We start from the raw sequence: 12067 nt of genomic DNA, 5'->3' as shown, positions 1-12067 counted from the left end.
ATCTGGCTCCATGGACGAGACCTCGTACGGCATCGGCGAAGAGGAGGTGGAGCGCAAGCTGCGCGGCCGGATCCTCGACGAGTACCTGGAGGACTACGAACACCGCAACGGACCGGTCTCCGAGCAGGAACAGGAGCAGGCTCGACGCGTCTTCGACGAGATGTTCGCCGAGTAGGTCCAGTCGCCCGCCGCAAGTTAGCCACGAAGGTACGCTCGTCCTCGACCGCGAAGGTCTGTCGAAGCTCGTCGGTGACCACGAGCCGTATGTGGCCCTCGTCGCCGAGGCGGTCCATCGACGGACGGACAGGGCACGGCTGGCGTGGGTGCTGTCGGGGGTGCGGATCGTGCCTGTCGGCGACGAGGAGGCGAAGGCCGTCTCTGCTCTGCTGATCGCTGCCGGGCTGCACGGTCACAGGTACGCGATCGACGCCGCTGTGGCGGAGATGGCGCTCAGGCAGCGCCGACCGGTCGTCATGCTGACCTCAGACGTGGATGACATGGCCAAACTGTGTGGGGACCGGGTTCGGCTCGTCGCGGTGTAGCCGAATCGCGGAAACTGTCTGCGGGGCGTGCGACTTGTAGCATCCCAGCACCGCTGCACATGGGGGACGCGTGATCGAACTGGCTGACATGATCCGGGAGTTGCGGGAGCAGTTGACCGCCGCTCTGACGGACGGTGACGGGAGGATGCTGCGCTTCGAGCTGGGACCCGTGGAGGTCGAGGCGTCCGTCGCCGTCACGCGTGAGGGCGGCGCGGACGCCAAGGTGAAGTTGTGGGTCGTCGACGCCGGGGCGAACGGCAAGTACGGGCACGCCGAGACGCAGCGCGTCACCCTCACGCTCACCCCGAAGGTCGTACCGCCCGGTGGGGGTGTGGCGGAGACGGCGATGATCACGGGTGACGAGGTTGACGGCGAGATCTGAGCAGGGGCTGCGGCCGGAGCGGGTCGCGGAAGTCATCGTCGGGCCGGTGGACGGGGGCAGGGCGCGGCGTGGTTCGGGGTATCTCGTCGCGTCGGGCACGGTTCTCACGGCCGCGCACGTCGTCGCTCGTGCCGACGGCATCCGGGTCCGTTTCCAGGCCGGTCGGCCGGGGGAGCGGGAGGTCGACGCGACGGTGGCATGGACGGACGACGGCATCGACGTCGCCGTACTGACTCTGTCGGGCCATTCGGATGACGACGTCCCGTCCGCCGTCTTCGGCACGGTCGGTGAGCAGGACGCGGTGCTCACTTGTACGGCGATGGGGTTCCCCCGCTTCAAGCTCCGCAGGAATGCCGAGGGCCGGCCCTTCCGGGATGCCGAGCACATGGACGCACGGTGCGCGGTGCTGGCCAACCGGCGGGAGGGCACGCTCGATCTGAGGATCACCGCGCCGCCCGCCGAGGATCCGGATCCTGAGCGGGACGCGTGGGAGGGGATGTCGGGGGCGGCGGTCTTCAGCGGTGGGTATCTGGTGGGGGTGGTGACCCGGCACCACCGCAGGGAGGGGACCGGGCGGATCGCGGCGGGGCGGGTGGACCGGTGGCGGGATGTGTTGAGCGCGGGCGAACGGGCGGAGCTGGGTGCCCTGTTGTCGTACGACGGCACGGCGCTCCCCGAGGTGTCCTCCTGGGACTCCCTCGACCTCGTCCAAGAGGTCTACCGTGCTCAACTCGCCGACATCGCCCCCGAGTTGCTGGACGAGCGGGAGGCGGAGCTGGCTGACCTGGTCTCCTTCTGCGGCGGCTCGGAGCCGTACCGCTGGCTCCAGGGGCGCCCGTGGGCGGGCAAGACGGCCCTGGCGGCCTGGTTCGCGCTGCATCCGCCGCGTGGGGTGGTGCCGGTGTGTTTCTTCATCACGGCGCGGTACGCGGGGCAGTCCGACGGAGATGCCTACACGGCGGCGGTGGTCGACCAGCTGGCGACGATCGTGGGCCGTGAGCCGGTCGCGACGGCCTCTCCGGCCGCCCGTGACGGCGAGCGACGACTGCTGCTGCGTCAGGCGGCGGAACGGGTCGCGCGGGACGGCGGCACGCTGCTGCTCGTCGTGGACGGTCTGGACGAGGACCAGTCCCGGATGCCGGGCGGCACGGGGGTCAGCATCGCCTCCCTCCTGCCGGAACGCCTCCCGCCGAACGTCCGGGTCCTGGTGACGAGCCGGCCGAACCCCGGTATCCCGCCGGACGTCGGTGGAGGGCATCCGCTGCGGCACTGCCCGGTGGTGCGGCTCACCACCTCGGAGGCGGCCCGCCATACCGAACACGAGGCCAAGTACGACCTCCAACGGGCCTTGGCCGGTGATCGGTTGGAGCGGGACGTGGTCGGTCTGCTCACCGCGGCTCGGGGCACGCTCACGGTCGAGGACCTGCGGCAGCTTACGGGTGAGCCGAGCTATACGTTGCGGCAGCGGCTGGGGAGTGTGTTCGGCCGCATTCTGCGGTTGCGTGGCAGCGGCATCGACAGCGCGGACGGTGACGTGACGATGTACACCACCAACCGTGGCTATCTCTTCGCCCACGAGACCCTGCTCGCCGCCGCGCAGGACGAACTCGGGCCGGACGTGGAGGCGTACCGGTCGCGGTTGCACACGTGGGCGCAGGAGTACGAGCGCCGAGGCTGGCCGGAGGAGACCCCGCTGTATCTGCTCCAGCCGTACAGCCGTCTGGTCGCGCTGCTTCAGGATGCCCGCCGGATCGCCGCTCTTGCCGTGGACGCCCGGCGACGGGACCGTCTTCGGGAGGCCACGGGCAGCGACGCCGCCTGCCTCGCGGAGATCGCGGCGGCGCGGGAGACGGTGCTGCGGGTCGCACCGGACGACCTGGGAGCGTTGGGGGCACTGGCCGCCGTAGCGGATCTGGTGGCCCGGCGGAACGAGTCCCTGCATCCGGACATCCCCGCTGTCCATGCCCGTCTCGGCCGGGTTCGGCAGGCCATCGGGCTCGCCCGCAGTGTCTTCAAGCCCGAGGACCGCTCCCGGGCGTTGCTCGCGGTGGCACGCGAGCTGGCGGAGGCGGGGGACCGGCGGGCGGTGGGGCTGGCGGAGGAGGGGATGCGGCTGGTCGAGGAGGCGCTACGCCCGAACAGCTCCGTTCCGTGGGCGGCGCACGGCACTTGGGCCACCGTCCTGGCACTGGTGGGCCGCGGGGAGGAGGCGGTGAGCGTGCTCCGCGAACTGCCCCGGCCGGAGGATGGCCCGCACCTGAAGGAGTTCATCGATGCGCTGGTCATGACCGCCACCGCGCTCGGGCATACGGTGGACGCAGCCGACCTGCTCCGGCTGGCGGAGGAGACCGCCGGGCGGATCGAGTTCCTCTCGTGGCGCGTCCGTGTTCTGGTGAGCATCGCTGAGGCGTGGTCGGCATGCGGCTTCTCCGAGCACGCGGCACGGCTCCGGCAGGCGGTGATCGAGTTCGCCCGGAGCCCCACGAACGACTGCGGGAACCTTCCCGCGGTCGCCGCGGACGCCCTGCGCGAGACACACCCCCGTGAGGCCGAACAGCTTGTCTCGCCGGCCGTGGCGGAGCTGGGCAGGGACCTGCGTGGGCCCTGGGAATGGGAGAGGTTCGGCATCGTAGGGGCACTGGTGACGTTCGGAGTCGGCTGGATGCGGGGGCCGGTCTTCGGTGATGTCTGCGCACTCGTCATCACGGACCGGATGGCGGAAGCCCAGCGGCTGATGGAGGAAAGGCCCCGTTCCGGCCGCGCGGATGATGACAGGTTCCTCCAGTCGTTCGTCGCCGAGGGGTGGGCCCGCAGAGGCGCGGTCACCGAGGCGTGGGCGGTTCTTCTGAGCTTCCGGACGCGGATACGCTCCTTCTTCGGCGACGTTTACGACACCCCCCGGCGAGTCGTCGAACTCCTCGCGAGGGCCGGTGCCGCCGATGAGCTGGAAGCCCTGGTACTCGCCGAGGCGTCCTCCTCCTCAACGCTGAGCACCGAATGGCAGGACGCCGCCGAAGTCCTTGCCACGCTCGCCGGCCACTTCGTCGTCGACGATCCGCAGCGGGCGCTGGAGCTGCTCCACAAGGCCGAGCACGGGCACCAGCCGACGGCCGGACCGGTGCCTGAGACCGTCCAGGAACATCTCGCGGCCTTGGCGGGCGCCCTGGCCACCGTGGGTCGGCCCGATGAGGCCGAGCGCCTCATGGCGACGATCAACGAGCGCGATGCGACGGCCTGGGCCTCTGCCGTCGTGTCCCTGGCCGTCGCGGAGAGCGACCCCGCCCGGGCGCTGTGCCTTGCCGAACGGGCCGTCGAGTCGGCGTTCACCGTCGACAGGTTCGTGCCCCTCGGGGCCAAAGCGGCTGCTGTCCAGGCACTGGGGCGGGCGGGCGCGGCGGACGCCGTCGAGCGAGTCCTGGAGGAGCAGCCGTCGCTGTGGAAGGTGTACGACCCTTTTCCGCCGCCGTCGAATGCGCATGACCCTTTTCTCGCGCGTGTGGAGGCGGCTTCCGCCCTGTGGTCGCAGGATCCGGAGGCGGCGGGTCGACTGGTCGACGACGCGCTCCTCAGTATGCGCGGTGATGACGTGCCGCTCTACGCGCAGCTGCTCGTCACCGTAGGACACCACGACGACGAACGCAGCGCACACATCAGACGGCTCCTGGACGCCACTGATCACCAGGATCCGGTCAGACAACACACCATAGATGTGCTCCGCGGCCTCCTGACCGCCGTAACCGCCCCGGCTGCTGCCCGCCGCAACCTCGACGCGATGGCTGCGCAGGCCGAGGGAGAGCCCTGGCCCGACGCCGGGTCCCGGGGCGGAGCGGCCCTCGCCTACGCCGTTCTCGGCGACGACGAGACAGCCCGGACCCTGGCCCGGGGCGGAGGTTGGGCGGAGCAGTGCGCGGAGGTCTTCGCCCATCTCGCCGCGTACGCCGCGCTGCTGCCCGGCGACCGTGTGCCGGTGCCGCTCCACCTGGAGAACTACTACGGCGCACTCCTTGCCCGCCGCCTCGGCACCCTCCTTCTCCCACCCCCGTCCGGCCCCGACCTCCCCCGCGCGAGAGCATTCCTGGCCGAGGCGCTCACTCCGGACGGCTGGCACCACGCCGTTCCGGTCCTCGCCGCGATCGACCCGGACGCCGTCCTTCGGGTACGGGACGCGGTCTACGCGCACCTGGGGCTCAACGACTGAGGCTTCCCGCCTTCACTGCATGCAGAAGGTTCGCCAGGGCGCGGGATGTGGTCGTGGCGATCTCGTACGGCTGGTCGCTCTCGCGGAGGTGGATGTGGTTCGGGGTGTCCGCGGTCGCCAGCTCTACGCACTCGCCCTCGCCGCCCGTGCTGAACGACGACTTCTGCCAGACGAGTTGATCGCCATCCCACAGGAAGAGCGAGTTCGTCGGGTGCGCGGGGCGCGGCACCCCCCTCAGGTGCCGCGCCCCGTCCCCCGGATCCCCCGCACAGTGGTCTACTCGGCCGAAGCCACCGGCGGCAGCGTCCCCGACCGCGCCGCCTGCCCGTACCACAGCGCACTCGACTTCGGCGTACGCGCCAGCGTCGCGTAGTCCACGTACACCGCGCCGAACCTCTTCTCGTACCCGTACGCCCACTCGAAGTTGTCCATGAGGGACCACAGGTAGTAGCCGCGGACGTCCGCGCCGTCCGCGATGGCGCGGCGGACCGCGCGCAGGTGGCCGTGCAGGTAGGCGATCCGCTCGGGGTCGTGGACGCGGCCGTCGGGGTCGGGCTTGTCGTCGTAGGCCGCGCCGTTCTCCGTGATGTAGAGGGGGAGACCGGGGGCCTCGCGGGTGTAGCGCAGGATCAGGTCGTGCAGGCCGGTCGGGTCGATCGTCCAGCCCATCTCCGTGCGCTCGCCCGGGGTTTGGTGGAAGGCGACGTCGTCCGCGCCCGGCCACGGGGAGTGGGAGCTGGCCCCGTGACCGTCGGCGCGCGGGCCGTCGGAGTCCGGGTCCGTCGCCGAAACCAGCGCCGGTGTGTAGTAGTTGAGGCCCAGCGCGTCCAACGGCTGCTTGATGGCCGCCAGATCGCCGTCCTGGACGTAGGACCAGTCCGTGATCAGCTCGGTCGCGGCGAACAGCGTCTCCGGGTACGCGCCGTGCAGGATCGGGCCGTGGAAGACGCCGTTGGCCAGGTCGTCGATCTTCTGCACCGCCGCCAGGTCCGCCGGGTCCTGCGAATACGGCCTGACGACGGAGGAGTTGAGGCTGATCGCCACCGAGTTGCGGGCCGGCATGGCCGCACGGAGCGCCGAAGTGCCCAGTCCGTGCGCCAGATTCAGATGGTGCGCCGCCTTCAGCGAAGCCGCCGCGTCCGTGCGGCCCGGCGCGTGCACCCCGGAGCCGTAGCCCAGGAACGCGCTGCACCACGGCTCGTTGAGCGTGATCCACTGCTCCACGCGGTCACCGAGCGCCTCGCCGACGATCTGCGCGTACTCCGCGAAGCGGTACGCCGTGTCGCGCTCCGGCCAGCCGCCCGCGTCCTCCAACTCCTGGGGGAGGTCCCAGTGGTAGAGGGTGACGGCCGGCTTGATGCCGTGCGCGAGCAGCTCGTCCACCAGGTTGCGGTAGAAGTCCAGACCCCGCTGGACTGCGGGCCCCCGGCCGGTCGGCTGCACGCGCGACCAGGAGATCGAGAAGCGGTACGCCGTCAGGCCGAGGTCCGCCATCAGCGCCACGTCGTCGCGGAACCGGTGGTAGTGGTCGACAGCGATGTCACCGTGCTCGCCGCCCGCGGTCTTGCCGGGCGTATGGCTGAAGGTGTCCCAGATGGAGGGCGTACGGCCGTCCTCCCGCACCGCCCCCTCGATCTGGTACGCGGAGGTCGCCGCGCCCCAGAGGAAGGCGGGAGGGAAGGTCACCGGGGTCGCCGGCGTTTCGGGCTCAGGCATGGAAGCGCTCCCATTGGAGGTCGTATAGACCGACGGCTGGATGGGGGGATGGGGCGAGGGAGGAGAGGAGAGAAAGGGGGCCGAGGCGGCGGTGACCCGGCCCCCCGGGGAAAGCAGGAGGTCAGCCCTTCACGGCGCCCTGCATGATGCCGCCCACGATCTGCTTGCCGAAGATCGCGAAGACGACGAGCAGCGGCAGCGTGCCGAGCAGCGCGCCCGCCATGATCAGGGACTGGTCGGGCGTGTAGCCGCGGCCCAGGCCCGCGACCGCGACCTGCACGGTCGGGTTGCCGTTCTGGGTCAGCACCAGGAACGGCCACAGGAAGTCGTTCCACGTCTGCACGAACATCAGCATGCCGAGGACCGCCATCGCGGGGCGGGCCGCCGGGAACACGATGTGCCAGATCACGCGCCAGCTGCTCGCGCCGTCCACCCGGGCCGCCTCGATCAGCTCGTCCGGCAGCGCCTGGATCAGGTACTGCCGCATGAAGAACACCCCGAACGCGCTGACCAGCGAGGGCAGGATCACCGCCTGGAGCTGGTCGGACCAGTCGAGCTTGGCGACCATCATGTACAGCGGAATGATGCTGAGCTGCGGCGGCACCATCATCGTGCCGATCACGATCAGCATCATGGCGTTACGGCCCTTGAAGCGCAGCTTGGCGAAGGCGAACCCGGCGATCGTCGACAGCACGACGATGGTGATCGCCGAAACGCCCGCCACGAACGTGGTGTTGATGAACGCCTCGCCCAGATTGGCGTCGGTCCAGGCGATCTCGAGCTTGTCGAACAGGCCCGAGCCGAACCAGAACGGCGGCGGGGTCTCGGCGAGCCGCTGGTTGTCGCGCGAGGCGGCGATCGCCGTCCACACCAGCGGGAACAGCGAGCCGATGGTGAACAGGGCGAGGATGAGGTACGCGATCGGTCCGGCGTGCAGGGTGCCGCCCGCGCGGGCGGCTTTGGGGCGTCGTACGCGCCCCTGTTTGTGGTCCGGAGGGGTCGGAGGGGTCAGTGTCGTCGTCACGGCCGGTTCTCCTAACTACTGGCGCGCAGCCGGCGCGAGATGACGTAGTTGACGATCCCGATGACGATGAGGATCAGGAACATCGTCCAGGCGATCGCGGAGGCGCGGCCCAGGTGCTGGTTCACCCAGCCCTGCTCGTACAGATACAGGCCGAGCGTCTGGAACTGGTGCTGGGAGCCGCCGGACGCGCCCTTGTTCGCGTCGAACAGCAGGGGCTCACCGAAGACTTGGGAGGCGCCGATGGTCGAGACGACCACCGTGAACAGGATCGTCGGCCGCAGCGACGGCAGCGTCACGTGGATGAACTGCCGCCAGCGGTTGGCCCCGTCGAGCGCCGCCGACTCGTACAGGTCCTGCGGGATCGCCTGCATCGCGGCCAGGTAGATCAGCGCGTTGTAGCCGGTCCAGCGCCAGATGACGATCGAGGACACCGCGAACTGCGAGGGCCACTTGTCGTTCTGCCAGTCGATGTTGTCGATGCCGACCATGTTCAGCGCCCAGTTGATCATGCCGTAGTCACGGCCGAAGAGCAGGACGAAGACGAGCGAGGCGGCGGCGATCGACGTCGCGTACGGGGCGAGCATCGCGACCCGGTAGAAGGTCGACGCGCGCAGCTTGTAGTTGAGGATGTGGGCCAGGCCCATCGCCATCAGCAGCTGCGGGACCGTCGAGATGATCCCGATGGTCAGCGTGTTCTTCGCCGCGTTCCAGAAGAAGTCGTCGTCGAAGATCCGCGTGTAGTTGCGCAGTCCCACCCAGCTCATGTCGGTGGGCGCCGTCAGCTCCACCGTGTGCAGCGAGGCCCAGCCGGTGTAGATCAGCGGGAACAGGCCGAACGCGAGGAACAGCAGGAAGAACGGTGAGACGAAGGCGTACGGGCTCCAGCGCATGTCCCGCTGCCAGCGGCGGGACAGCCGGGCCCGGCGGCGCTGGTCCGCCTCGGTGGGCGCGCCGTCTGCGGGCGGGCGGCCCGGGGCCGCGCCCCCCTCCTTGGCGGGGGGCGCGGCGGCGGTGTCGTGCCCAGTGCTCATACGGGTCACTGGTCCAGGTTGTTGTCGATGGTCTTGGTCGCCGTGTCCCAGGCCTCCTTGGCGGACTTGCCCTGGGTCACCAGGATCACGCCGTTGTCGGTGAGACCCTGCTGGATGATCTGGTCCTTCGGGCCGATCGTCTGGACCGGGATGTTCTCGGCGGCCTCCGCGAAGATCGTGCCGATCGGCGCGTCACCGGTCATGTCGTTCTTCGCGCTCGTCACCTCGGTCGACTCGTACGCGGCCGGGGTGCTCGGGAAGCTGCCCTGTACGGCGAAGAGCTTGGCCTGCTGCTCGGGTGCGGTCAGCCAGGCGGCCAGCTTCGCCGCCTCCTCCGTGTTCTTGCCGGACTTCGGCACGGCCAGGAAGGAGCCGCCCCAGTTGCCGGACTTGGGGGCCTGGGCGATGTCCCACTTGCCGGCCGCGTCCTCCTTCGACTTGCCCTTGATGTAGCCGAGCATCCACGGCGGGCAGGACATCGCGGCGAACTTGCTGTTGGCGATCGTCGTGTCCCAGGCGGGCTGGAACTGCGTCTGGTTGCCGATCAGCCCGTCCTCGGCGGCCTGCGCGGTGAGGTCGAAGGCGGACTTCACGGCCGGGTTCGTCTTGTAGATGACGTCGCCGGAGGCGTTGTAGAACCGGTCCTTCTCACCGCTGAGGATCGCCTGGATCAGACCGCCGGGGGAGTCCAGGAAGGTGGTGCCCTTGGCGCCCTTCTCCTTGTACTGCTTGCCGACGTCGACGAACTTGTCCCAGCTGCCGGCCCACAGCTTGCCGACCTCTTCGCGGTCGGTGGGCAGCCCGGCGGCCTCGAACATGTCCTTGCGGTAGCAGATGGCCATGGGGCCGACGTCGGTGCCGAGACCGATGGTCTGGCCGTCCGTGGTGGTGGCCTGCTTCCACTTCCAGTCGAGGTAGTCGCTCTCCTTGCCGTACTTCGACAGGTCGAGCAGCTTGGACGACTGGGTCTCGACGACCTCGGCGATGTTGCCGACCTCGACCATCTGGATGTCCTGGAGGCCACTGTTGGTGGTGAGGTGGTTGACGAGCGCCGGGTAGTAGTTCTCGTTCCGCTCTACGACCGTCTGCTGGATGTCGATGTCCGGGTGGAGCTTCTCGTACTCCTTGTACAGGCCGGACTCCTCGAAGCCGGCGGTGCCGAAGAGGCCGAGTGTGATCTTGGTCTTGCCGCCGCCGCCCTCGGACGACGACCCTGAGGGATCGTCGCCGCCGTCGTCGGCACAGCCGGCCAGCAGCCCGGCGCCCAGCGACGCGACGGCCGCGAGGACCACCACCCTGCGGGCGATGGGGGTCCCCCCGCTCGAGCGAAGTCGAGAGTGGGGGAGGGTACGTGCTCGCATTGCGTCCTCCTGTTGCCCTGACGTGCCGACCCCCCGGCCAACTGCATTGTTGGGCCCGTTAGTTCTCGCTGCGGCTCGGGCGGGGAACGTGCGGGATATTTATGTGTCAGGTACCGTGGGAGCGCTCCCACTCGTGATGTGTTGAAGGTTCGTCGGTCGGAGCGAGGGTGTCAAGGGCGTCGACGCGGAGAGATGCGTTCAGTTATGAGGCCGTTAACTGGACCCACTTCAGCCCGTCGTGGGGGTCCCCCCGCTCGAGCGAAGCCGAGAGTGGGGGAGCTTGAGGACGAGGCCGTTCAGGCCGAAAGCGGGGGTGTGGGGGCGGCAGCCCCCGCGACGGTCACGGGAACAGGCGGGACTGTTAAATTCCAGGCCAGCCCAGAGAACACGGCGGGAAGGCGGAGCCCATGGCAAGCCACGGAGCGCGGGGCCGAAGTGGTGGTCGGCCCACCCTCGAAGAGGTGGCGGCCCGTGCAGGCGTCGGCCGCGGCACGGTCTCCCGGGTGATCAACGGCTCGCCCCGGGTCAGCGACGCGACCCGCGCGGCCGTCGAGGCGGCGGTGGCGGAGCTCGGTTACGTCCCCAACACGGCCGCCCGCGCCCTCGCCGCCAACCGCACGGACGCGATCGCCCTCGTCGTGCCCGAGCCGGAGACCCGGTTCTTCGCGGAACCGTACTTCTCGGACATGCTCAAGGGTGTCGGGGCGGAGCTGTCGGACACCGAGATGCAGCTGCTGCTGATCTTCGCGGGTAGCGACCGCGAACGGCGGCGGCTGGCCCAGTACTTGGCGGCCCACCGGGTGGACGGCGTCCTGCTGGTCTCGGTCCACGCGGACGACCCGCTGCCGGATCTGCTGGCCCAGCTGGAGATCCCGGCCGTGATCAGCGGCCCCCGCTCGGCCGCGGAAACGCTCCCATCCGTCGACTCCGACAACTACGGCGGCGCCCGCTCGGCGGTCGAACACCTGCTGGCCCGGGGCTGCCGCCACGTCGCCCACATCACCGGCCGCCTCGACGTGTACGGCGCTCAGCGACGCGTCGACGGCTACCGCCACGCCCTGCTCGACGCGGGCCACGAGGTGGACGAACGGCTCATCGAACCCGGCGACTTCACCGAGGACGGCGGCCGCCGCGCGATGACCGAGCTGCTGGCCCGCCGCCCCGACCTGGACGCGGTCTTCGCCGGCTCGGACGTCATGGCGGGCGGCGCCCGCCAGGTCCTGCGCGAGGAGGGCCGCCGTATCCCCGACGACGTGGCGCTGGTCGGCTACGACGACTCGGCCATCGCCCGCCATATGGACCCACCCCTCACCAGCGTCCGCCAGCCCATCGAGGAGATGGGCCGCCGCATGATCGACCTCCTCCTCACCGAGATCGCGGACCGCCGCCCGGCGGTGTCGAGGGGGCTGGAGCGACGCCAGATGGTGTTGGCCACGGAACTGGTGGAGCGGGCGTCGTCCTGAGAGTCACCAGCGCTGAGGCGGTCGTCGCCGGGCGGCTCGCCCGGACGACGGACGGGTGACCAGCCAGATCACGCCCAGGATCACGGCTCCGGCCATCCAGATGAAGAGGACGACTCCGGCTCCGATGGCCGTGCCGACGTCATTGGCGTCCCGGCACAGCTCGTCGGCGCAGTTCTCGCCGGAGTCGGAGGCGGCGTTGACTCCGATGACGAGCCACACCAGCATCAGCAGGTTGAACGCCAGGATCACCCAGGTCAGCGGGCGCCGGCGAGGGAATCGCCGGTGCCGGGAGGCCGGCCGGACGGGTGGAGGTCGTGACCATCCCTGATGCTGGTGGCCGGACATGACGA

General features: G+C 70.0%; 11 protein-coding genes. 5 read left to right on the top strand and 6 right to left on the bottom strand.

Annotated elements, in window-relative coordinates:
* Positions 1-10: 10 nt before the first annotated feature.
* The 4 genes from IG08_RS60110 to IG08_RS55825 all read left to right on the top strand — a co-directional run bounded on the left by IG08_RS60110 (position 11) and on the right by IG08_RS55825 (position 5122).
* Entirely contained in the window at positions 11-175 is a 165-nt protein-coding gene (locus tag IG08_RS60110; RefSeq protein WP_199820866.1) for a hypothetical protein, read from the top strand.
* Positions 176-233: 58 nt separating this feature from the next.
* Positions 234-542 carry a hypothetical protein gene (locus tag IG08_RS0114830; RefSeq protein WP_052424700.1) on the top strand — a complete coding sequence of 103 codons (309 nt, stop codon included), beginning with the start codon at positions 234-236 and terminating at the stop codon, positions 540-542.
* 70 nt (positions 543-612) lie between these two features.
* Positions 613-924 (top strand): trypco2 family protein, encoded by a 312-nt coding sequence (locus IG08_RS0114825; protein ID WP_030601193.1) that lies wholly within the window; start codon positions 613-615, stop codon positions 922-924.
* A complete protein-coding gene (locus tag IG08_RS55825) occupies positions 908-5122 on the top strand; it encodes a trypsin-like peptidase domain-containing protein (protein WP_158812234.1) in 4215 nt (1404 codons plus the stop codon). Before IG08_RS0114825 ends, IG08_RS55825 begins: the two co-directional genes overlap by 17 nt.
* Here IG08_RS55825 and IG08_RS0114815 read toward each other — a convergent pair.
* The 5 genes from IG08_RS0114815 to IG08_RS0114795 all read right to left on the bottom strand — a co-directional run bounded on the left by IG08_RS0114815 (position 5112) and on the right by IG08_RS0114795 (position 10254).
* Positions 5112-5351 (bottom strand): DUF397 domain-containing protein, encoded by a 240-nt coding sequence (locus IG08_RS0114815; protein WP_234342875.1) that lies wholly within the window; start codon positions 5349-5351, stop codon positions 5112-5114. The genes IG08_RS55825 and IG08_RS0114815 overlap by 11 nt on opposite strands.
* A gap of 47 nt (positions 5352-5398) precedes the next feature.
* Positions 5399-6838: a GH1 family beta-glucosidase gene (locus IG08_RS0114810; protein WP_030601186.1), complete on the bottom strand. Its 1440-nt coding sequence runs from the start codon at positions 6836-6838 to the stop codon at positions 5399-5401.
* A gap of 121 nt (positions 6839-6959) precedes the next feature.
* A complete protein-coding gene (locus tag IG08_RS0114805; protein ID WP_030601183.1) occupies positions 6960-7862 on the bottom strand; it encodes a carbohydrate ABC transporter permease in 903 nt (300 codons plus the stop codon).
* Between the two features lie 11 nt (positions 7863-7873).
* The gene (locus IG08_RS0114800; RefSeq protein WP_030601182.1) at positions 7874-8893 is read right to left on the bottom strand and encodes a carbohydrate ABC transporter permease; all 1020 of its coding nucleotides are present in this window, start codon (positions 8891-8893) and stop codon (positions 7874-7876) included.
* 5 nt (positions 8894-8898) lie between these two features.
* Positions 8899-10254 (bottom strand): ABC transporter substrate-binding protein, encoded by a 1356-nt coding sequence (locus IG08_RS0114795; RefSeq protein WP_030601179.1) that lies wholly within the window; start codon positions 10252-10254, stop codon positions 8899-8901.
* A gap of 407 nt (positions 10255-10661) precedes the next feature.
* On the opposite strand from IG08_RS0114795, the gene IG08_RS0114790 reads away from it, so the two are divergent.
* Entirely contained in the window at positions 10662-11717 is a 1056-nt protein-coding gene (locus IG08_RS0114790; protein WP_030601177.1) for a LacI family DNA-binding transcriptional regulator, read from the top strand.
* A 3-nt stretch (positions 11718-11720) separates the two neighbouring features.
* Here IG08_RS0114790 and IG08_RS0114785 read toward each other — a convergent pair whose 3' ends face one another.
* Positions 11721-11966 (bottom strand): hypothetical protein, encoded by a 246-nt coding sequence (locus IG08_RS0114785; RefSeq protein ID WP_052424687.1) that lies wholly within the window; start codon positions 11964-11966, stop codon positions 11721-11723.
* Positions 11967-12067: the final 101 nt, after the last annotated feature.

This window comes from Streptomyces fulvoviolaceus (genome assembly GCF_000718165.1).
GTDB classification, from domain to species: Bacteria; Actinomycetota; Actinomycetes; order Streptomycetales; family Streptomycetaceae; genus Streptomyces; species Streptomyces fulvoviolaceus.
This window is presented reverse-complemented; position numbering and strand designations above follow the sequence as displayed.

Bases quoted from the DNA above. Each gene is read 5' to 3' on its own strand.
- IG08_RS60110 (WP_199820866.1), top strand. From the start codon at position 11: ATGGACGAGACCTCGTACGGCATCGGCGAAGAGGAGGTGGAGCGCAAG.
- IG08_RS0114810 (WP_030601186.1), bottom strand. From the start codon at position 6,838: ATGCCTGAGCCCGAAACGCCGGCGACCCCGGTGACCTTCCCTCCCGCC.
- IG08_RS0114800 (WP_030601182.1), bottom strand. From the start codon at position 8,893: ATGAGCACTGGGCACGACACCGCCGCCGCGCCCCCCGCCAAGGAGGGG.
- IG08_RS0114795 (WP_030601179.1), bottom strand. From the start codon at position 10,254: ATGCGAGCACGTACCCTCCCCCACTCTCGACTTCGCTCGAGCGGGGGG.
- IG08_RS0114790 (WP_030601177.1), top strand. From the start codon at position 10,662: ATGGCAAGCCACGGAGCGCGGGGCCGAAGTGGTGGTCGGCCCACCCTC.